Origin of the sequence: Nocardioides sp. (assembly GCF_047606145.1) — a bacterium.
GTDB lineage: Bacteria > Actinomycetota > Actinomycetes > Propionibacteriales > Nocardioidaceae > Nocardioides.
Genome location: NZ_JASGET010000034.1, coordinates 1 through 20,184, shown reverse-complemented (window position 1 = coordinate 20,184; position 20,184 = coordinate 1). Strand labels below are relative to the sequence as shown.

Annotated in this window: 18 protein-coding genes; 6 read left to right on the top strand and 12 right to left on the bottom strand. The window is 71.3% G+C overall.

The features are described 5' to 3' along the window. Positions 1-73: 73 nt before the first annotated feature. On the top strand, positions 74-295 hold the full coding sequence (locus QM638_RS05405; RefSeq protein WP_415140921.1) for an OapA N-terminal domain-containing protein: 222 nt from the start codon (positions 74-76) through the stop codon (positions 293-295). A gap of 37 nt (positions 296-332) precedes the next feature. On the opposite strand, the gene QM638_RS05400 is transcribed toward QM638_RS05405, so the two are convergent. Beyond that, positions 333-848, bottom strand: a complete 516-nt coding sequence (locus tag QM638_RS05400; RefSeq protein ID WP_415140920.1) for a class I SAM-dependent methyltransferase — start codon at positions 846-848, stop codon at positions 333-335. A gap of 97 nt (positions 849-945) precedes the next feature. Between QM638_RS05400 and dapB the strand changes: the two genes are divergently transcribed. Continuing rightward, positions 946-1,692 (top strand): 4-hydroxy-tetrahydrodipicolinate reductase, encoded by a 747-nt coding sequence (gene dapB / locus QM638_RS05395; RefSeq protein WP_415140919.1) that lies wholly within the window; start codon positions 946-948, stop codon positions 1,690-1,692. A gap of 63 nt (positions 1,693-1,755) precedes the next feature. Here dapB and QM638_RS05390 read toward each other — a convergent pair whose 3' ends face one another. From QM638_RS05390 to QM638_RS05380, 3 genes are all read right to left on the bottom strand, one after another. Further along, entirely contained in the window at positions 1,756-3,105 is a 1,350-nt protein-coding gene (locus tag QM638_RS05390) for a M16 family metallopeptidase (protein ID WP_415140918.1), read from the bottom strand. 10 nt (positions 3,106-3,115) lie between these two features. Continuing rightward, positions 3,116-5,353, bottom strand: a complete 2,238-nt coding sequence (locus QM638_RS05385; protein WP_415140917.1) for a polyribonucleotide nucleotidyltransferase — start codon at positions 5,351-5,353, stop codon at positions 3,116-3,118. A 200-nt stretch (positions 5,354-5,553) separates the two neighbouring features. Continuing rightward, positions 5,554-7,023 carry an MFS transporter gene (locus tag QM638_RS05380; RefSeq protein WP_415140916.1) on the bottom strand — a complete coding sequence of 490 codons (1,470 nt, stop codon included), beginning with the start codon at positions 7,021-7,023 and terminating at the stop codon, positions 5,554-5,556. Between the two features lie 146 nt (positions 7,024-7,169). Here QM638_RS05380 and QM638_RS05375 point away from each other — a divergent pair, with 146 nt between their 5' ends. Continuing rightward, a complete protein-coding gene (locus QM638_RS05375; RefSeq protein WP_415140915.1) occupies positions 7,170-8,183 on the top strand; it encodes an Lrp/AsnC family transcriptional regulator in 1,014 nt (337 codons plus the stop codon). Positions 8,184-8,649: 466 nt separating this feature from the next. On the opposite strand, the gene rpsO is transcribed toward QM638_RS05375, so the two are convergent. Together rpsO and QM638_RS05365 are read right to left on the bottom strand one after the other, a co-directional pair. Further along, complete coding sequence (gene rpsO / locus QM638_RS05370) at positions 8,650-8,925, bottom strand: 30S ribosomal protein S15 (protein ID WP_415140914.1); 276 nt, start codon at positions 8,923-8,925, stop codon at positions 8,650-8,652. 135 nt (positions 8,926-9,060) lie between these two features. Then, positions 9,061-11,331, bottom strand: a complete 2,271-nt coding sequence (locus QM638_RS05365) for an MMPL family transporter (RefSeq protein ID WP_415140913.1) — start codon at positions 11,329-11,331, stop codon at positions 9,061-9,063. A 175-nt stretch (positions 11,332-11,506) separates the two neighbouring features. Here QM638_RS05365 and QM638_RS05360 point away from each other — a divergent pair, with 175 nt between their 5' ends. Together QM638_RS05360 and QM638_RS05355 are read left to right on the top strand one after the other, a co-directional pair. Next, positions 11,507-12,715: a sensor histidine kinase gene (locus tag QM638_RS05360; protein WP_415140912.1), complete on the top strand. Its 1,209-nt coding sequence runs from the start codon at positions 11,507-11,509 to the stop codon at positions 12,713-12,715. Further along, entirely contained in the window at positions 12,667-13,308 is a 642-nt protein-coding gene (locus QM638_RS05355) for a LuxR C-terminal-related transcriptional regulator (protein WP_415140911.1), read from the top strand. The genes QM638_RS05360 and QM638_RS05355 overlap by 49 nt, the downstream gene beginning before the upstream one ends. A 75-nt stretch (positions 13,309-13,383) precedes the next feature. Here QM638_RS05355 and QM638_RS05350 read toward each other — a convergent pair whose 3' ends face one another. Continuing rightward, positions 13,384-13,776: a DUF4345 domain-containing protein gene (locus QM638_RS05350; protein ID WP_415140910.1), complete on the bottom strand. Its 393-nt coding sequence runs from the start codon at positions 13,774-13,776 to the stop codon at positions 13,384-13,386. Positions 13,777-13,913: 137 nt separating this feature from the next. Here QM638_RS05350 and QM638_RS05345 point away from each other — a divergent pair, with 137 nt between their 5' ends. After that, on the top strand, positions 13,914-14,522 hold the full coding sequence (locus QM638_RS05345) for a TetR/AcrR family transcriptional regulator (protein WP_415140909.1): 609 nt from the start codon (positions 13,914-13,916) through the stop codon (positions 14,520-14,522). Positions 14,523-14,541: 19 nt separating this feature from the next. Here QM638_RS05345 and QM638_RS05340 read toward each other — a convergent pair whose 3' ends face one another. The 5 genes from QM638_RS05340 to infB all read right to left on the bottom strand — a co-directional run. Further along, a complete protein-coding gene (locus QM638_RS05340; protein ID WP_415140908.1) occupies positions 14,542-15,543 on the bottom strand; it encodes a hypothetical protein in 1,002 nt (333 codons plus the stop codon). After that, entirely contained in the window at positions 15,540-16,475 is a 936-nt protein-coding gene (locus QM638_RS05335) for a bifunctional riboflavin kinase/FAD synthetase (RefSeq protein ID WP_415140907.1), read from the bottom strand. The genes QM638_RS05340 and QM638_RS05335 overlap by 4 nt, the downstream gene beginning before the upstream one ends. Positions 16,476-16,498: 23 nt before the next feature. Further along, positions 16,499-17,434, bottom strand: coding sequence for a tRNA pseudouridine(55) synthase TruB (truB, locus tag QM638_RS05330; RefSeq protein ID WP_415140906.1), 936 nt, complete (start codon positions 17,432-17,434; stop codon positions 16,499-16,501). Positions 17,435-17,440: 6 nt separating this feature from the next. Then, on the bottom strand, positions 17,441-17,962 hold the full coding sequence (rbfA, locus tag QM638_RS05325) for a 30S ribosome-binding factor RbfA (protein WP_415140905.1): 522 nt from the start codon (positions 17,960-17,962) through the stop codon (positions 17,441-17,443). Between the two features lie 133 nt (positions 17,963-18,095). After that, positions 18,096-20,184 (bottom strand): translation initiation factor IF-2 (gene infB / locus QM638_RS05320; protein WP_415140904.1); only part of this gene is annotated, 2,089 nt, incomplete at its 5' end.

The following is a 20,184-nucleotide window of genomic DNA, read 5'->3' as shown; positions in this document are numbered from 1 at the left end:
GGTGGGATCTGGTCCCGACGCGACCCTTGATTTGTCCGCGCGACGCGTCACCATGGGAACAGGAGGTGCAGGGATGTTCGGTCGACTTCCGCTGTTCCACCAGTTGCTGATCGGCTCGATCAGCCTGGTCGTGGGCGTTCTCGCCGGGTTGTGCTTCACGGTGCTGACCAACGTCGAGCTGGCCGCGTCGGCGGGAGCCGTCCTCGGTGGTCTTGCCGGCGTGCTGCTGGCCTCGGCGGTGGTGCGGGAGCATCACCCGGGCCGGGTGCATCCGGCCCGGGTACGGCGCCGCTGACCGGCCGCTGACCGTCGTCTCGTGCGGCCGCGACGGCTCAACGACGGCCGATGATGCCGATCGCAGCGGGTTGTTTGCTGTCGATCACCGAGACCCGGAAGCCGGCGTCGACTAGGCCCGCGGAGGTCTTCTCCACCATCTCGGGCACCTGCTCGCGGCGAGTGGCCTCGTAGAAGATGTTGACGGTGCCGCCCGGCAGCACCCGTTCGTGCAGCAGCGCGACCTCGGCCGAGGCGTCGCGCACCCAGAACAGGTTGACGTTGAACGCGAAGACCTTGTTCAGTCGCTTGACCGGCACCCGCAGGGTGGCCAGATCGATCTGCCGCACGGTCAATCGCCCGGCCTCGATGAACTTCGCGCAGCGCCGCTTGGTGCGGTCGACCCCGGACTCCGAGCGGTCGATGGCGAACAGCTTCCCGGTCTCCAGCCGCGAGCAGATCAGTTCCGCGCCGGTGCCCGGACCACAGCCGATCTCCAGGATGTGATCGGTCGGCTGGACGTCGATGAAGTCAACTGCCCACCGGATCCGCGCGGGGATCGTCTGCACCACCATGATGCCAAGCCTGCCAGACGCACCGGCCGATGCGCGGTACAGGTCCGCCGACGGCCCGGTGCGCGGTGGGCGAGTTCGACTCGCGTAGGTTGGAGCGGTGACCAAGGTCGGCGTACTGGGAGCGAGCGGGAAGCTCGGACGTGCCATCTGCCAGGCGATCGAGGCGACCGACGACCTGGATCTGGTCGCCCGGCTCGGCTCCGCCGACAGCCTCGAGGAGTTGCTGGACTCCGGGGTGGAGGCGGTCGTCGAGGTGACCACGTCGGCGGCGGTGATGGGCAACCTGGAGTTCTGCATCGCCCACGGCATCCATGCGGTGGTCGGCACCACCGGCTTCGACCAGGCCAGGCTCGACCGGCTTCGCGGCTGGGTGGCCGCGAAGCCGGAGGTCGGCGTGCTGATCGCACCGAACTTCTCCATCGGCGCGGTCCTGATGATGCAGTTCGCCGCGCAGGCGGCGCCGTACTTCGACTCCGTCGAGATCGTCGAGCTGCATCATCCGACCAAGGCCGACGCCCCCTCCGGCACCGCGTCACGCACCGCCGCGCTGGTCGCCGAGGCCCGCCGAGCGGCCGGCCGTGGCCCGGTGCCGGACGCGACCAGCACCAGCGCGCCCGGCGCGCGCGGCACCGAGGTGGACGGCGTCCATGTGCACTCCCTACGGATCCGCGGCCTGGTCGCGCACCAGGAGGTCATCCTCGGCGAGGTCGGCGAGACCCTAACCATCCGGCACGACTCGCTGGACCGGGCCTCGTTCGGCCCCGGTGCGGTGGCCGGACTGCGGGCGGTCGCCGATCATCCGGGCCTCACCGTGGGCCTGGAGCACGTCCTCGACCTCGGCTGAGCCCCGCCCGACCTTCTGTTCCCCACTCCTTGGCGTGCCACGCCCAGGTCAGGGGCGCGCGGGTCAGGGGCCGACGATCGCGAGCAGCTCCGGACGGGAGAGCACCTCGCCGGCGACGGCGGCACACTCCGCCAGGGTGACGTCCTCGATCCGCCCGAGCACCTCGTCGATGGTGAGCAGCTCGTCATGGACCAGCTCGGCCTTGCCCAGCCGCGACATCCGCGCGCCCGAGTCCTCCAGCCCGAGCACCAGGCCACCCCTGAGCTGACCCTTGCCGAGCGCCAGCTCCTCCGCGGTGATGCCGTCGGCCGCCACTCGGCTCAACTCGCCGCGCACGGTGGCGAGTACGTCGTCGAGCTTGCTCGGCAGGCATCCCACCGCCACCCCGAAGAGCCCCGAGTCCGCGTGGCTGCCGGTGAAGGAGTAGACCGAGTAGGCGAGTCCCCGCCGCTCGCGCACCTCCTGGAAGAGCCGGCTCGAGGTGCCGCCGCCGACCGCGGCGTTCACCACGCCGAGCGCGAACCGGCGCTCGTCGTCACGGCGCAGCCCCTCGGTGCCGAGCACCAGATTGGCCTGTTCGAAGGGACGTCGCGCCCGGCGCTCACCCGGGTGCACGGGCAACCGTCCGGGCCGCCGCGGCCGGATCGGCGTACGCGTCCCGGTCAGGAAGCCGGCGCCGGCGAACGCCTTCGCCACCAGCTCGACGACCTCGTCGTGATCGAGGTTGCCGGCCACCGCCACCACCACCCGCTCCGGGCGGTAGTGGGCGCCGTAGAACTCGGCGATCTCGTCTCGGTGCAGCGCCGAGATCGACTCCTCGCTCCCGGCGATGCCGCGTCCCAGCGGGCTGTTCGCTCCCCAGGCCTGCGCGGCGAAGAGGTTGTGCACCACGTCGTCGGGGTCGTCGTCGTGCATCGCGATCTCGTCCAGGATGACGTCGCGCTCCGCCTCCACGTCGTCGGCGGTGAGGGTCGAGGAGGTGATCATGTCGCCGAGGACGTCGATGGCGATCGGGAGGTCCTCGTCCAGCACGCGGGCGTGGAAGCAGGTGTACTCCTTGGCGGTGAAGGCGTTGAACTCCCCGCCGACCTGGTCGAGCGCTATCGAGATGTCGAGTGCGCTGCGGCTCGGAGTGCCCTTGAACAGCAGATGCTCGAGGAAGTGCGAACAGCCGTGCAACCGGTCGTCCTCGTCGACCGAGCCGACGCCCACCCAGACCCCGACGGCGGCCGAGCGGACGCCGGCCATCCGTTCGGTCACGATCCGCAGGCCGCTGGGCATCGTCGTGCGCCGCACCAGTGAGGTCAGCGAACCGTCGGGAGCAGCGGTCTGCTCCAGGGTGGTGGTGCTCCCGTAAGAGGCCGACCGGCCAGCAGAACCCTGCTGACCGGTCGGGGTGATGCGTGCTGCCACGAGCCTCAGCTCACTCCTCGGTGACCGCGGCGTCGGCGGGAGCCTCGGCGCCGGCCTCGGCGCTCTCCTCAAGCACCGGAGCCAGCGAGAGCTTGCCGCGGTCGTCGATCTCGGCGATCTCGACCTGGATCTTCTGGCCGACCTCGACCACGTCGTCGACCGACTCCACCCGCTTGCCGTCGTTGAGCGCGCGCAGCTTGGTGATGTGCAGCAGGCCGTCCTTGCCCGGCAGCAGCGAGACGAAGGCGCCGAAGTTGGTGGTCTTCACCACGGTGCCCAGGTAGCGCTCGCCGACCTCGGGCATGGTCGGGTTGGCGATCGCGTTGACCGCGGCCCGGGCGGCCTCGGCGGCGGCGCCGTCGGTGGCGCCGATCAGCACCGTGCCGTCGTCCTCGATCGAGATCTGGGCGCCGGTGTCGTCCTGGATCTGGTTGATCACCTTGCCCTTGGGCCCGATGACCTCGCCGATCTTGTCGACCGGCACCTTGACGGTGATGATCCGCGGCGCGGTCGGGGCCATCTCCTCCGGACCGGTGATGGCCTCGGCCATCACGTCCAGGATCGTCAGCCGGGCGTCCTTGGCCTGGTTCAGCGCCCGGGCGAGGACCTCGGCCGGGATGCCGTCGAGCTTGGTGTCCAGCTGCAGCGCGGTGACGAAGTCCCTGGTGCCCGCGACCTTGAAGTCCATGTCGCCGTAGGCATCCTCGGCCCCGAGGATGTCGGTGAGCGCGACGTACTGGGTGGCGCCGTCGATCTCACCGGAGATCAGCCCCATCGCGATGCCGGCCACCGGCGCCTTCAGCGGCACCCCGGCCTGCAGCAACGACATCGTCGAGGCGCATACCGAGCCCATCGAGGTGGAACCGTTGGAGCCCATCGCCTCGGAGACCTGCCGGATGGCGTACGGGAACTCCTCCCGGGTCGGCAGCACCGGCACCAGCGCCCGGCCGGCGAGCGCGCCGTGACCGATCTCGCGCCGCTTCGGCGAGCCGACCCGGCCGGTCTCCCCGGTGGAGTACGGCGGGAAGTTGTAGTTGTGCAGGTAGCGTCGGTGCGTCTCCGGGGAGAGCGTGTCCAGCTGCTGCTCCATCTTGAGCATGTTCAGCGTGGTGACGCCCAAGATCTGGGTCTCGCCGCGCTCGAAGAGCGCCGAGCCGTGCACCCGCGGGATGACGCCGACCTCGGCGTGCAGCGGCCGGATGTCGGCCAGGCCGCGGCCGTCCATGCGGACCTTGTCGCGCAGCACCCGCTCGCGGACGAGCTTCTTGTTCAGCGCCCGGAACGCGGCGCCGATCTCGCCCTCGCGGCCCTCGAAGTCGGCGGCGACACGGGTCAGCAGCGAGGCCTTGATCTCGTCGAGGCGCTCCTCACGCTCCTGCTTGGCGCCGATCGCCAGGGCCTGTGCCGTCTCGTCCTTCACCGAGGACTCGACGGCCGCGTAGACGTCATCGGCGTAGTCGAGGAAGACCGGGAACTCGGCGACCGGCTTGGCGGCCTGCTTGGCGAGCTCGACCTGGGCCTCGCAGAGTTGCTTGATGAAGACCTTCGCGGCCTCCATGCCACCGGCGACGACCTCCTCGGTCGGGGCCTGCTTGCCCTGGCTGGTGACCAGCTCCCAGGTGGACTCGGTGGACTCCGCCTCGACCATCATGATGGCGACGTCGCCGGTCTCGGTGACCCGACCGGCGATGACCATGTCGAAGACCGCGTCCTCGAGCTGGCTGTGGGTCGGGAAGCCCACCCACTGACCATCGATCAACGCCACCCGGACGCCGCCGATCGGGCCGGAGAACGGCAGGCCGGAGAGCTGGGTGGACATCGAGGCCGCGTTGATGGCGAGCACGTCGTACGGCGTGTCCGGCTCGAGCGCGAGCACCGTGATGACGACCTGGACCTCGTTGCGCAGGCCCTTCTTGAACGTCGGGCGCAGCGGGCGGTCGATCAGGCGACAGGTGAGGATGGCGTCCTCGGACGGGCGGCCCTCCCGACGGAAGAAGGAGCCGGGGATGCGCCCGGCGGCGTACATCCGCTCCTCCACGTCGATGGTGAGCGGGAAGAAGTCGAAGTGCTCCTTGGGCTGCTTGGACGCGGTGGTCGCCGAGAGGAGCATGGTCTCGTCGTCGAGGTAGGCGGTGACCGATCCGGCCGCCTGGCGGGCCAGCAGGCCGGTCTCGAACTTGACCGTGCGCTGGCCGAACGTGCCGTTGTCGATGACGGTCTCGACAGCGGAGATGACGGGTTCTGTCATGAAGTGTTCTCTTGTTCTCTATGTATTCCGTGGCGAGGCGACCCGCCTCGCCGATTCAGACGCGTGGTTTTCCTGCCCAGCCTATCCGCCGGCCGGGCACGGAGTCGAAAGCCGACGACCACGCCGCGCTCGGCCCGGGACTCCTCGTCGGCGTCATCCCGGTCATCCTGGTCATCCCGGTCATCCGGGCCGGATCTGGCTCAGGAGCGGCCGACCGCCTTCATCGCGTCCTCCCCCGCCGCGGTCTCGCCGGCCGCGGCCTCCGGTCCATGGGCGGCGACGAAGTCACGGGAGCGGATCAGGCACAGGGCCGCCACCCCGCCGCCGGCGGCGACACAGCCGGCCAGGACCAGGATCACGTTCAGTCCGTGGGCGTAGTCGCCGCGGAGGCCGGTGGGGCTGGTGTCCTGCAGGATCGAGCCGAAGATCGAGCCGTACGTCGCGATCCCGACCGCGATGCCGATCTGCCGGAACGTGCTGTTGGCGCCCGATGCCATCCCGGACTTGTCGTGGTGCACCACGCCGACCGCCGTCGAGGCCAGCGGCGGGTTGACCAGGCCGGCACCGATGCCGCCCACCAGGAACCCGGGGATCAGGTGGGTCCAGTCCGAGGTGGCATCGAGCCCACTCATCGCGAACAGTCCGGCCGCGACCAGCAGCAGACCGGGCCCGATCAGCAGCCGGGCCGGGATCCGTGCGGAGAGCCGGCCCGCGATCGTCGCGGCGATCATCATCATCGAGGACATCAGCAGCAGCCGGAGACCGGTGGCCAGGGCGCTGTAGCCGAGGTCCGACTGCAGGTAGAGGGTCAGATAGAGCAGCATCGCGAAGAGCGAGCCGTTCATCGCGAACGCCGCCACCGAGCCACCCAGGAAGGTCGGGATCCGGAACAGGTGCAGGTCGAACATCGGGTCCGCGACCCGCGCCTCGACGAACCCGAAGCAGGCCAGCAGCACCACGGCGGCGACCAGGCAGCCGACCACCTGCGGGTCGGACCAGTCGTGCTCCCCGGCGCGGGTCAGACCGTAGACGAGCGACAGCAGACCGGCGGTGAGGGTGAGGAAGCCGAGCCAGTCGAGACGATGCACCCGCGGCGCGCGCGACTCCCCCACCTGCCGCCAGGTGATGACGAGTGCGACCACGCCGATCGGGAGATTGACCCAGAACACCCCGCGCCAGCTGACGCCGGTGGTGATCAGACCGCCGAGGACCGGACCGAGCGCCGTGGAGACGCCGGTGACGGCACCCCAGATGCCGAACGCGGTGCCCCGGTCGCGGCCGTGGAAGGTGGCGGCGAGCAGGGCGAGCGAGGTGGCGAAGAGGATCGCGCCGCCGACGCCCTGGGCCGCGCGGGAACAGATCAGCATCAACGGCGACTGGGCGGCGGCACACAGCACGGAGCCGGCGGTGAAGACGACCAGCCCGATCAGGAAGAGTCGCTTGCGGCCGAACCGGTCGGCGAGCACGCCGGAGGTGAGCAGCAGCGCGGCCAGGGTCAGGGCGTAGGCGTCGGTCACCCACTGGACCTCGCCGAAGCTCGCGCCGAGGCTCGTCTGGATGTCGGGCAGAGCGACCACCACGATGGTGACGTCGAGCAGCAGCATGAAGGTGGCGGCGCACACCACGCCGAGGGTCCACCACCTGTGATCGGACACCTGGTGATCGGACATCGCCGCTCCTCTCCTCGCTCACCGACACGTCGGGCCCAGTTGTAACCCGGACCGCCGACAACGACGACCCTGTGGGGCGACGATCCGTGATTGTCTGTCACAGATCAACGCTGGAACGATGGATTCCGACAGAGAGGGGTGGATCGATGCCATCCTCGGCGCAGTCGCCACACCGTGCGTGGAGCCGCGACGACCTGCGTATCATCAGGGCGCTGCAGGTCGCGCCGCGGGCGAGCTTCGCTCGGATCGGCGAGGTGCTCGGCCTGCACGAGCGCACCGTCTCGCGACGGTACGCCGCACTCCGCCGCGAGGGAGTCCTGCGGATCCACGGCGTGGTCAACCCGCTCGCCGTCGGCCATGACCTGTGGCAGGTGCGGGTGCGATGCCGCCCGGACGCGGCCGAGCCGTTGGCCACCGCGCTCGCCGGGCGCGACGACATCGCCTGGGTGGGGATCACCGCCGCCGGCTCGGAGGTCTCCTTCTCGATCCGGTCGCTCTCCCAGGAACGCCGCGACCTGCTGCTCACCCGCAGCCTGCCGCGCACCGCGCATGTGCTCGACATCGATGCCCATGTCGTGCTGCGGGTCTTCCTCGGCATGAGTGCCCACGACTGGTCCGGGCTCGCCGATCGGCTCAGTGCCGAGGAGACCGCGGCGCTGGGTGGTGTCACGGCGCTCCGCGGGACTCGGCGCGCGATGGAGCTGGCGCCGTACGACGCCGCGATCTTCGCCGCCCTCGCGGCCGACGGTCGGGCCGGCCACGCCGCCCTGGCCACCGCGGCAGGCATCAGCGACGCGCGGGCGGCACGCCGGCTGGGGGCGCTGCTGGAGCACCAGGTGGTGGTGATCGACCTGGATCTGGCGACCGCCGCCTTCGGCTACCACGTCGGAGCGCGGCTGCATCTCCAGGTCGCACCCGCCCGGCTGAACCAGGTCGGCCAGGCGCTGGCCGAGCTCCCCGAGATCGGCTTCGTCGGGGCACTCTCCGGGCGCGACAACCTGATGGCGTCGGCGACCTGCCGCGACTTGAGCCACCTCTACGAGCTCAGCAGCGGAAGCGTCGGCACGATCGAGGGCATCACCGCGATGGAGGTGGTGCCGATCATGCGGGTGGTCAAGCAGTCCGGCGCGCGCATGGTGGACGGCCGGCTGCTCGGCTGAGGCCGAACCCGGTGGATCGCACCCGGCGCCACCATCGGCTGGCGCTCGCTACTCGACAACCCGACTCTCCGTCGGTCGAGTACCCAAACGCCCGGCACCCCAGGAGTCTCCAGGCGAAGCGGGCCGGCGAGACCCGGGTCTTCCCGGTGTCGCGGTGCTCCTGCGTGTGCGGCTGCCAGTCGCCGGCGCGAAGGCGACCTGGAGGGCGAAGCGGGCCGTCGAGGCCCGGCGACGCCGCGGATCTTCCCGGCATCGCGGTGCTCCTGCGTGTGCGGCCGCAAGGCGGAGGGCCGAAGGCGGCCTCCAAGCGAAGCGGGCCGTCGAGGCCCGACAACGCCGCGGGTCTTCCCGGTGTCGCGGTGCTCCTGCGTGTGCGGCTGCCAGGCGCCGGCGCGAAGGCGACCTTGAGAGCGAAGCGGTCGTCAAGCGCCGGCGACGCCGCAGACGCTCCGCAGGAGCGCCGCGATCAGCGGCGAAGGCCGAGACGCTCGATAATGCTCCGATACCGCTCGATGTCGGTCTTCTGCAGGTAGTTCAGCAGCCGACGACGCTGACCGACCAGCAGCAGCAGACCCCGACGGCTGTGGTGGTCGTGCTTGTGCTGCTTGAGGTGCTCGGTCAGGTGCGTGATCCGGTGGCTGAGCAGTGCGATCTGGACCTCGGGCGAGCCGGTGTCACCCTCGGTCGTGGCGTACTCGGCGATGATCTTCTTCTTGGTCTCCGCGTCGGTTCCAACCGCCATGGATGAACTCCTCTCGGCCCGTGGGCCACTCGTTGCGCGGCGCGCCCGGGCCTGTTCACCGGGGCACTGGGTTCCGCGGCCGTTCGCACGGCATCGTCGCTCGCCCGACGGCGTCGAGCAGGCAACCGGACCAGACTAACGTGCGGCCGGCTCCCCGGCCCAATCACCGGGATCGCGCGCCGGCGATGCCTGACCGGTGACCTGACCGGTGACCTGAGCGGAGGCCGGGTCGGTCACCGCGACACCGGCGGGCGCCACCGGCCGACGCGGCCACCAGGCCCGCTCCCCCAGCCACACCAGGACCGCCGGCAGCATCACCAGCCGCACCACGGTGGCGTCGATCAGGATCGCGGTCGCCAGCGCGACGCCCATCATCTTCATCTCCAGGATGGACATGGTGGCGAAGATGGCGAAGACCGAGACCATCACCGCGGCGGCACTGGTCACCACGCCGGCGGTGCGTCCGACGCCCTTGGCGACCGCGATCCGGGTCGGGATGCCGGCGTCGACGTACTCCCGGATCCGGGTGATCACGAAGACGTGATAGTCCATCGAGAGCCCGACGAGCACGACCAGGACGAACAGCGGCAGCCAGTCGATCACGAAGCCGGGTGAGGTGAAGCCGAGTGGCCCAGCCAGGAAGCCGTGCTGGAAGACGAGGGTCATCACGCCGAAGGCGGCCCCGACCGACCCCAGGTTGAGCAGGGTGGAGACCACCGCCAGCACCACGCTGCGGAAGGTGGTGACCATGATCAGCATGGTCAGCGCGAGCACGAACCCGATCACCAGCAACAGCCGGCCGGACTGGTGGTCGGCGTAGTCGATCTCCTCGGCCACGCCGCCGCCGACCACGACGGTGGAGACGTGGGCGGCGTCGGCCCGCTCGGCCATGGACGGGATCACCTCGGCACGCAACTCACGGATGGCCGCCTCGGAGCGGGGGTCCGCCTCGGGGTGCGAGATGCCGAGGGTGAGGGCGGCGGTGTGCCCGTCGGCGGAGACGTCGATCGGCTGGGTGGCGGCGGTGAACACGCCGGTCGCGACCGCGGCCGCGCCGACCTGCTTCAGGTATCCGGCGGTATCGCCGGTGCCGCGCACCACCACCCGGGCGGTCGAGCCGCCGTCGCTGGGGAAGAGCCGTTCGATCTGGTGGGCGGTGCTGACCTCGGGGATCGAGGAGGGCAGGGTGTCGAGGTTGCTGGCGTGGGTACGCATCCCGAAGGCCGGGACCGCGAGCGTCCCGACCACGACGACGCCGAGCAGCAGCGCCGCCTGCGGGCGTCGTACGACGGGTCGCAGCAGTCGCTCGGTCAGCCCCGGTCGGACCTGACCACGAGCCCGGCGGTCGGCGCGGCGGCGTTCGTTGCGACGCACGATCCGCCACAGCAGCGGCAGTCGCGGCCGGTCGACCCAGCGGCCGAGCTTGACCAGCAGCGCGGGCAGCACGGTGATGGAGCCGAGTACGGCGACCGCGACCACCAGGATGGCGCCGACGGCCAGGGAGTCGAAGGTGGCGTCGGCCATCAGGAACAGGCCCGCCATCGCCGCGATGACGGCGCCGCCGGAGACCACCACGGAGTGCCCGGAGGTCTGAGCGGCGATCTCGACCGCATCCAGGGTGGAGCGACCGGCGCGACGCTCCTCGCGCTCCCGCTTGAGGTAGAACAGCGAGTAGTCGACACCGACGGCCATCCCGATCAGCACGATCATGCTCGACACCGTGCTGTCGCTGTGCACCAGATGCGAGAGCGGCGCCATCAGTCCGATGGTGGCGGCGACGCTGGTGCCGGCCAGCAGGACCGGGATGCCGGCGGCGATGAGGGCGCCGAAGGCGAGCAGCATCAGGAGCAGGGTGACCGGCAGGCTCAGTCGTTCCGCGGAGCCGAGATCCTCGCCGACCCGGTCGTCGATCGCCTCGTCCAGGGAGACGTCGCCGCTCTGCCGGACGCTGAGGTCGCGATGGGCCTGTTGGACCGAGGCGGTGAGCCGTTGCAGATCGGTGACGTCGCTGTCCTCGGAGCGCAGGTCGACCGAGACCAGCACGGCCGTCCGAGCGGCGTTGAGGATCGGCGTGCTCACCGAGGCGACGCCCTCCGCGTCCCGGGCCCGGCTGGCGAGGTCGGCGGCGACCGCACGGGCCTGCGGCACGTCGAGCTGGCCGTGGGCGGCGCGGATCAGGATGTTCTCGCTGGGCAGCGGCGTCATGCCGGCCTGGTGCAGCAGGGCCGAGGCCCGACCGGAGTCGCCGACGCGGAAGTCGGCGTCATCGGTCTCGTGCACCGACACGGTGGCGGCCAGCCCGACGGCCACCAGCACCAGCGCGATCCAGGCGAGGATCGCGCGCCAGGGATGCAACGCACTCCAGCGGGCGGCCCGCATCGGGATCGCTGTCAAGGGGTTGGACACGGGTTCTCTCCTCGAGATCGCGGACGGGCGCCGACGTCTCCGGACCTCGCGCCTCGTCTCCGGGTGGTGTCTCCACCGTTCCGCCTGCGCCGGCGCGGGTCAGTGGCGTGGACACCCGAATCGAGGTGGTGCCTGCACCACTGCGGACGGGCCGATCGGACGGCAGGATGGGACCATGAGTGCCCCTCCGCCCGCCGAGGCCCCGCCGGAGACCACTCCGGGCCTCGCTCCGGAGGCGGCACCGGCGGGTCGGCTGCGGCTGACGGCGTACGCCGCCCTGCAGGTGCTGATGTTCGTCCCGATCACGGTCCTGTTCGTGCTGTGGTTCGTCGCCGGCACGCTGGCGCTGCTGTGGATCGGGATCCCGATCCTGGTGGCGCTCGTGCCGATGACGCGCGCGGTGGCCAACCTGCACCGCCGGCTGGCCGCCCGGGTGCTCGGGGTGGCCGTCCAGCAGCCCTACCGGCCGCTGCCACCGGACGGGGGTTGGATCGCGCGGCTGCGGGCGGTGCTGGCCGACCCGATGACCTGGCGCGACCTGGCCTGGATGCTCGCCGCGATGACCCTCGGGCTGATCGCCTCACTGGTGATGGTGGTGCTGCTGGCGGTGGTGGCGACCGGCCTGATCTGGTACTTCGCCGGCCCTCCGCTGATGCAGGCCCGAGCCCGGATGGACCTGTTCTTCCTCAACTACAGCCGCACCGAACGACTCGAGCAGCGGGTGCAGGTGCTCACCGAGACCCGCGCCGAGGCGGTGGACGCCTCCGCGGCCGAGCTGCGCCGGCTGGAGCGGGACCTGCACGACGGTGCCCAGGCCCGGCTGGTGGCGCTCTCGATGCGACTCGGGATGGCCGAGCAGGCCCTCGACCAGGATCCCGAGGCGGCCAGGCGGATGGTCACCGAGGCCCGGGCGACGACCGGCGCGGCGATCGACGACCTGCGCTCGGTGGTGCGCGGCATCCACCCGCCGGTGCTCGCGGACCGCGGCCTGGAGGGCGCGATCCGGGCGGTGGCCCTCGACATGGCGGTACCGGTCGACGTCGACGCCACCCTCGGCGGTCGTCCGCCCGCGCCGGTGGAGTCGGCGGTCTACTTCGGGGTGGCGGAGTGCCTGGCAAACGTCGGCAAGCATGCCGACGCGGAGAACGCCTGGGTGCGGCTCTCCCATGCGGGGAACGTCCTGCGGGCCGTCGTCGGCGATGATGGACGCGGTGGCGCCGACCCGGCGCGCGGAACCGGCATCCTCGGGGTGAGGCGTCGGCTCGCGGCCTTCGACGGCACCCTGACCGTCGCCAGCCCGGACGGTGGTCCGACCATCGTCACCATGGAGGTTCCGTGCGACTTGTCCTCGCCGAAGACCACGCACTCCTCCGGGCCGGCCTGATCGAGCTGTTGGAGGGCAACGGGTTCACCGTCCTGCACGCCGTCGACAACCTGCCGGACCTGGAGCGCGCGCTCGGCGACCCGAGCGTCGAGGCCGCCGTACTCGACGTGCGCCTGCCGCCCTCGCAGACCGACGAGGGCCTACGGGCCGCGATCGCCGTCCGGGAACGGCGACCCGGGTTCCCGGTGGTGGTGCTCTCCCAGTACGTCGAGCAGCTCTACGCCCGCGAGCTGTTGGCCAGCGGCGCGGCGGCCGTCGGCTACCTGCTCAAGGACCGGGTCTCGGACGTGGCCGAGTTCGTCGACGGCGTACGACGCGTGGCCGCGGGTGGCACGGTGCTGGACGCCGAGGTGGTGGCCGCGGTGATGGCACGCCGCCGCGAGGAGCCGCTGGATCGGCTGACCGCGCGAGAGCGAGAGGTGCTGGCGCTGATGGCCGAGGGACGCTCCAACGGCGCGATCGCGGATCGGCTCGGCGTCACCGAGAAGGCGGTGCTCAAGCACGTCAGCAGCATCTTCGCCAAGCTCGACCTGGCCGTGGACACCGACGACCACCGCCGGGTGCGGGCGGTGCTGGCCTGGCTCCGGGTCTGAGAGATCCCGCCGCCTGGCCGTGCCCACGGCGCGCCGTCCGTCGCGCGCCGCCGCGGTGACCGAGCCGGTCGGACCTCAGCGCGGCCCCGCGACCCGGCCCAGTGCCGCGCGCAACCACCAGTAGTGCAGCACCGGCACCAGCAGCTCGACCGGGATCATCGCGACATAGAACCAGCTCGGCCGGCCCGACGCGGACCAGGCGAGCAGCCGCGAGAGCCCGCCGGCGAAGAAGACCAGCCCGAGCAGGTCGATCAGCCGGGCGTGGGCCCGGATGTCGGCCGCGGCCCAGACGAAGGCCAGGCCGTAGAGCAGGAAGAGCAGGTTGAAGAAGCGGAGGTCGGAGTCCATGGTCGCGTTGACCTCGCCACCGCCGAGGTACGTCGACTGTCCGACCAGCAGGTGCGCGGCGGCGATCGCCATGACCACCACGCCGAAGATCACCAGCCACGTACGGAATGCCTTCGCCATCGCCACTCCCGCATCCGCGATCTATTTTACACCTGTCTAATATGCAGGCTAGCGTCGCCGGCGCGGCGGCGCAAGGTGTCGCCGACCCACCGGGTCGGCGACCTACTGGGATCGCGCCACGGCACTAGGATCGATCGGTGCCCACTCGACGTCGCCTGGCTCCCGGCCGGCGTCGCGACGAGTTGCTCGACGTCGGCGAGACGGTGTTCAGCGAACGACCGTTCGAGGAGATCTCGATGGTCGACATCGCCGCCGCTGCCGGGGTCACGCGGGCACTCCTGTACCACTACTTCCCCACCAAGGCGGAGTTCTTCGGCGCCATCTGGGCACGCGCCCACGAGCGGCTGCGGGCCTCGGGCCGCGACCGCCCGGACGGAACCGTGCGCGACTACGTCGATCGCAGCCTGCGCGACTATCTGACCTTCTACGCCGCGCACCTCCCGCTGGTGGTGATCGCCAACCGCAGCTCCATCGCGCGCGACCCCGCCGTACGCCGTCCGGTCGAGCGGGTCTTCGCCCGCACCTGCGCCACCGTGCTCGATGCCGGTGGGGCGCACGGCCGGGAGCGCCGGGTGGCCGAGGTCGCCTTCGAGGGGTGGATCGCCTTCGTGCGCGAGTCCTCGCTGGCGACCTACCTCGGCCGGCGGATCTCCGTGCAGGCCAACCTCGACCTGTGCCTGGCGGCCTTCGACGCCACCGTCGGCCGGTACGTCGACCTCGGCCGATCCATGCCGGCCGCGGACTGACCCTCGACGGCGTTCGCCCTCAGGCGGTCGCGCTGCTCCCCGCACGCAGGGCGAGGTACACCGCCCGGACGCCCACCGCGCGCTCCAGCTCGGCGGTCACCGAGCCGAAGAACTGGCCCCGGTAGGTCTGGTCGGTGACCGTCGACACCGTCAGGTACAGCCCGGAGAAGGAGGCCAGGAAGACCGAGACCGACACCAGCTCACGGGTCAGCCGATCCCAGCCGAAGATGCGGTGCGCCTGGCCGGATCCGAGCCAGGAGTCGGTCACCTCCGGCGAGATCACCAGCGCTCCGAAGACCATCAGGAAGCAGAAGACGGCCACCGAGAGCAGCACGACCTGCGCCATCTGGGTGACCAGCAGGACCAGCACCAGGTTGGTCCGTTCGAATCCCCGCACCGGCGCGGCGGCGCCCAGCCGGCTCTCCTCGAGCGATCGCGCCGCCTCGGCCAGCGGGGTCTCGGCACAGACCTCGCGCACCCGGCCCGCCGCCAGCCGACCGGTGGCACGGTCGACCTCGTCCGGCAGCCGTGCCCACAGGAACCCGGCGGCCAGCAGCACGAACAGCAGCACCGCGAGCCACAGGTCGCCGACCCCGATGGTGGCGCAGACCTGCCAGACCTCGGTGTTGATGAACAGGAACGCGACGAAGAGCAGCAGCAACGGAAGCGCCCGGGTGGTCATCGGCAGCACCGCGCGCAGGCTGTCCGCCGTACGGGCCAGCGCCCACGTCACGATCCGCCGGGCGCGCACCGCGGTCAGCCCGTACCAGACCGCGACGACCAGCAGCAGCGAGATCACCAGCGCCGGCACCATCGAGATCACGTCGGCGAAGACGGCGAGCAGCACCACCGCGACGACCAGCGCCAGCACGACGCCGGCGAAGAGCGGCAGCGTACGCCGCAGTCGCAGCGCCCGGGCCGCGGCGGCACGCTCCTCGGGCACGAAGTAGGTGAGCCCGTGCCGGCCGAACCACTCCTCGGCCGCGCGCAGGGTCTGCTCGTGCCCGGGACCGGTGCTCACGAGACGAGGAGTCGTCTGGTCGCCTCGACGTCGGCGCTCATCTGGTCGATCAGCGCCTCGATCGAGGCGAAGGCGACCATCCCCCGGAGCCGGTCGACGAAGGCCACCTCGACCTCGACGCCGTACAGCTCGAGGTCGGTGCGGTCCAGGACGTAGGACTCCACTCGGCGCCCGATCACGCCGTCGAAGGTGGGGTTGGTGCCGACGCTGATGGCGGCCGGGAACCGCCGGCCGGTGTCGAGACGGGTCAGCCAGCCGGCGTAGACGCCGTCGGGCGGGACGGCGGTGAGCGAGTCGGTGGGCACGTTGGCGGTCGGGAAGCCCAGCTCGCGGCCGCGCTGATCGCCCTTGACCACCACGCCGTGCACGGCGTACGGCCGGCCGAGCGCCTGGGCGGCACCGGCGACGTCGCCCGCGGCCAGGCAGGTGCGGACGTAGGTGGAGGACCACACCTGCGGTCCGCCGTCGAGCGGGATGCCCTCCACGCGGAAGCCGTGCTCGGCGCCGTAGGCGGTGAGCGTGCCGACGTCGCCGCCGGCCTTGTGGCCGTACCGGAAGTTGGCACCGACCACCACCACCGCCGCGCCCAGCGCACCGACCACCACCCGCTCGGCGAAGGTGTCCGGCGACCAGGACGCCATCTCCATGTCGAACGGCAGGGCGAGCACGGCGTCCGCCCCGGCCTGGCACAGCAGCTCTGCCCGGGTCGGCAGGTCGGTCAGGGTGCCGGGGGCGTGCTCGGGGCGCAGGACGGCCATCGGGTGCGGGTCGAAGGTGACCGCCACCAGGGTGAGGTCGCGCTGGTCGGCCACCTCCCGGGCGCGGCGCAGCACGTGCTGGTGCCCGCGATGCACTCCGTCGAAGTTACCGATCACCACGCACGTCGGACCCAGGTCGGCCACGACGGCGGACAGGCTTCGCCACAACTGCACGTGCGACACGATAGCGTCCCGCCTCAGACGAACACCGCGACGGCCTTGGCATCGCGACCGCTCGGCTCGTAGAGGGCGAGGAAGTCCCCCTCGGGGTCGAAGAGCGCGGTGAGCCCGGCCAACGGCGCTCGCAGCCGGCGTCCGTGCCGGACGTCCTCGGCCTCGGCGGCGGTGAGGACCCGGCCCGGGAACGCGGCCCGGGCGGCCTCGGCCAGCGGCAGCACCCGGTAGCGCTCGGCGAGCTCGTCGAGGGAGACGGCCTCGGCGAGCCGGTAGGGGCCGACAGCCGTACGCCGCAGCGCGATCAGGTGCCCACCGACGCCGAGCGCGGTCCCGACGTCGCGGGCGATGGCGCGCACGTAGGTCCCGCTGGAGCAGCGCAAGGAGATGTCGACGTCGACGACCGCGAGCCCCTTCGCCGGCCCGTCCGGTCCGTCCGGTCCGGCCTGTCCGGCCTGTCCGGCGCGTCCGGCTCGGATGTCGTGCACCGTCAGCTCGTGGATCGTCACCGGCCTGGCCGGCAGCTCGACGCTCTCCCCGGCGCGGACCCGCTGGTAGGCGCGCTTGCCGTCGACCTTGATCGCCGACACCGCCGTCGGCACCTGCTCGATCTCACCCACCTGAGTGGCGAAGGCGGCTCGGATCCGGGTCTCGTCCAAGGCAGCGATCCGCGCGCCGACCGCGGGTGCGGACTCGAGCGGCTCCCCCTCGGCGTCGTCGGTGGTCGTCCCCCGACCGAGCCGGACGGTGGCGTCGTACGCCTTCTCGGTCAGCATCAGATGCCCGAGCAGCCTGGTGGCCCGCTCCACGCCCACCACCAAGACGCCGGTCGCCATCGGATCCAGGGTGCCGGCATGACCGACCTTGCGGGTACCGGCCAGCCGGCGCACCCGGGCCACCACGTCGTGCGAGGTGAGACCGGCGGGCTTGTCGAGGACGACCAACCCGGACTCAGCCATCGGCGCTCAGTCCAGCCGGTCCAGGCCGTCGAGCCCGCCCAGGCCATCGCGGTCATCGAGGCCACCGCGGTCATCGAGGTCGTCCAGCTCGCCGGGACGCGGCTTCTTGTAGGGGTCCTCCTCGCCGGCGTACGTCGTCCCGCGACTGGCCGCCACCGCCTCGTCCTGCGCCTTGGCGCGGGCCAGCACCTCGTCCAGGTGCCGGGCGGTCTCCGGGAGGGCGTCGTGCACGAACTCCAACGTCGGCGCGTGCCGCATGCCGAGCTGTTTGGCGACCTCGGAGCGGAGCAGGCCCTTGGCGGACTCCAGTGCTGCCGCCGTCGCCGCCTGGTCGGCCGCGCCGCCGTCGGTCGCCTCGCCGGCGCCGAGGACGGTGTAGAAGATGGTGGCCTGCTGGGCATCGCCGGAGACCCGCACATCGGTCACCGTCACGAACCCCAGCCGTGGATCCTTGATCCGCCGCTCCAGCATCTGCGCCACGACGACCTTGATCCGGTCGGCGATCCGGCGCACCCGCGGGTTGCTCATGTCTCTCACTCTCTCAGCAAGGGCCCGTTCGTCAAGGTATGCAGGCCGGCGGTCGCTTCCCACGTGGAGTTCCACATGGGAAGCGACCGTTCGACTGCATACCTAGCCGAGCATTCGGCCCAGTCCACCGCGATCAGCCGCGCGGGATCTCCACCATCTCGAAGGCCTCGACCACGTCGCCCTCCTTGATGTCGGCGAAGTTGCGCAGCACCAGACCGCACTCGAAGCCCTCGCGGACCTCGGTGACGTCGTCCTTCTCCCGGCGCAGCGAGGCCAGGTCGAGGTTGTCGGCCACCACCGAGCCGTCCCGGATGACCCGGACCTTGGCGTTGCGGCGGATGACGCCCTCGGTGACCATGCACCCGGCGATGTTGCCGATCTTGGAGCTGCGGAAGATCGCGCGGATCTCCGCCTGGCCGAGCGACCTCTCCTCGTACTCGGGCTTGAGCATGCCCTTGAGGGCGTTCTCGACCTCTTCGATCGCCTGGTAGATGACCGTGTAGTACTTGATCTGGACGCCCTCGCGCTCGGCCAGCTCGGTCGCCTTGCCCTGGGCCCGCACGTTGAAGCCGATGATGACGGCGTCGGAGGCGGCGGCCAGGTGCACGTTGGTCTCGGTGATGGCACCGACGCCGCGGTCGATGACCCGGATGCCGACACCGTCGCCGACCTCGATCTTGGCCAAGGAGTCCTCCAGGGCCTCGACCGAACCGGACACGTCGCCCTTGAGGATGAGGTTGAGCTCCTGGGTCTCGCCCTCCTCCATCTCCTTCATGAAGTCCTCGAGGGTACGGCGGACCCGACGCTTGGCCTGCATGGCGGCCCGCTCCCGAGCCTCCCGCTTCTCGGCGATCTGCCGCGCCATCCGGTCGTCTTCGACGACGATGAAGTTCTGGCCGGCGCCGGGGACCGCGGACAGGCCCAGCACCATGGCCGGACGCGACGGTGCCGCCTCCGCCATCTCGTTGCCGTACTCGTCGAGCAGCGCCCGGACCCTGCCGTACGCCGGACCGGCCACCAGGGAGTCGCCGACTCGAAGCGTGCCGCGCTGGACCAGGATGGTCGCCACCGGACCGCGGCCGCGGTCGAGGTGGGCCTCGACGACGAGCCCCTGGGCGTCCTGGTTCGGGTTGGCGTGCAGGTCGAGGGAGGCGTCGGCGGTCAGCACGATCGCCTCGAGCAGGCCGTCGATGTTGAGCATCGACTTGGCCGAGACATCGACGAACATGGTGTCGCCGCCGTACTCCTCGGGGACCAGGCCGTACTCGGTGAGCTGCCCGCGCACCTTGGTCGGATCCGCCTCGGGCTTGTCGACCTTGTTCACCGCGACCACGATCGGGACGCCCGCCGCCTTGGCGTGGTTGAGCGCCTCGACGGTCTGCGGCATCACGCCGTCGTCGGCCGCCACCACCAGGACCGCGATGTCCGAGGACTGCGAGCCGCGGGCACGCATGGCGGTGAACGCCTCGTGACCAGGGGTGTCGATGAAGGTGATCTTGCGCTCGTCGCCGTCCACCTCGGTGGCCACCTGGTAGGCACCGATGTGCTGGGTGATGCCACCGGCCTCGCCCGCGACCACGTTGGCGTTGCGGATCGCGTCGAGGAGCTTGGTCTTGCCGTGGTCGACGTGACCCATCACGGTCACCACCGGGGGTCGCACCACCCAGTCGGACTCGTCGCCCTCGTCCTCACCGAACTCGATGTCGAAGGACTCCAGCAGCTCGCGGTCCTCGTCCTCGGGCGAGACCACCTGGACGACGTAGTTGAGCTCCTCGCCGAGCAGCTCCAACGTCTCGTCGTTGACCGACTCGGTGGCGGTCACCATCTCGCCGAGGCTGAACAGCATCTGCACCAACTGGGCGGCGTCGACGTTGATCTTCTCGGCGAAGTCGGTCAGCGAGGCGCCGCGGGCCAGCCGGACGGTCTCGCCGTCGCCCTTGCGGACGCGCACGCCACCGATCGTCGGAGCCTCCATGGCCTCGAACTCCTGGCGACGGGCCCGCTTCGACTTCCGTCCCCGGCGCGACGGACCACCCGGACGGCCGAACGCACCCTGGGTGGAGCCACGGCCACCGGGACGACCACCGCCACCGGGACGACCGCCACCGCCGGCGAATCCACCACGACCGGGCGCGCCACCACCGCCACCGGAGCGGCCGGCCGCACCACCGCGGCCACCCTGCCCCGGGCGTCCGGGGGCGCCGGGCCGGGTCTGCCCGCCG

Excerpts from the sequence above, each read along its gene's own strand:
- QM638_RS05360 (WP_415140912.1), top strand. The coding sequence starts at position 11,507 with ATGAGTGCCCCTCCGCCCGCCGAGGCCCCGCCGGAGACCACTCCGGGC.
- truB (WP_415140906.1), bottom strand. The coding sequence starts at position 17,434 with ATGGCTGAGTCCGGGTTGGTCGTCCTCGACAAGCCCGCCGGTCTCACC.
- QM638_RS05385 (WP_415140917.1), bottom strand. The coding sequence starts at position 5,353 with ATGACAGAACCCGTCATCTCCGCTGTCGAGACCGTCATCGACAACGGC.
- QM638_RS05380 (WP_415140916.1), bottom strand. The coding sequence starts at position 7,023 with ATGTCCGATCACCAGGTGTCCGATCACAGGTGGTGGACCCTCGGCGTG.
- QM638_RS05350 (WP_415140910.1), bottom strand. The coding sequence starts at position 13,776 with ATGGCGAAGGCATTCCGTACGTGGCTGGTGATCTTCGGCGTGGTGGTC.
- rpsO (WP_415140914.1), bottom strand. The coding sequence starts at position 8,925 with ATGGCGGTTGGAACCGACGCGGAGACCAAGAAGAAGATCATCGCCGAG.
- QM638_RS05405 (WP_415140921.1), top strand. The coding sequence starts at position 74 with ATGTTCGGTCGACTTCCGCTGTTCCACCAGTTGCTGATCGGCTCGATC.
- QM638_RS05375 (WP_415140915.1), top strand. The coding sequence starts at position 7,170 with ATGCCATCCTCGGCGCAGTCGCCACACCGTGCGTGGAGCCGCGACGAC.
- QM638_RS05400 (WP_415140920.1), bottom strand. The coding sequence starts at position 848 with ATGGTGGTGCAGACGATCCCCGCGCGGATCCGGTGGGCAGTTGACTTC.
- rbfA (WP_415140905.1), bottom strand. The coding sequence starts at position 17,962 with ATGAGCAACCCGCGGGTGCGCCGGATCGCCGACCGGATCAAGGTCGTC.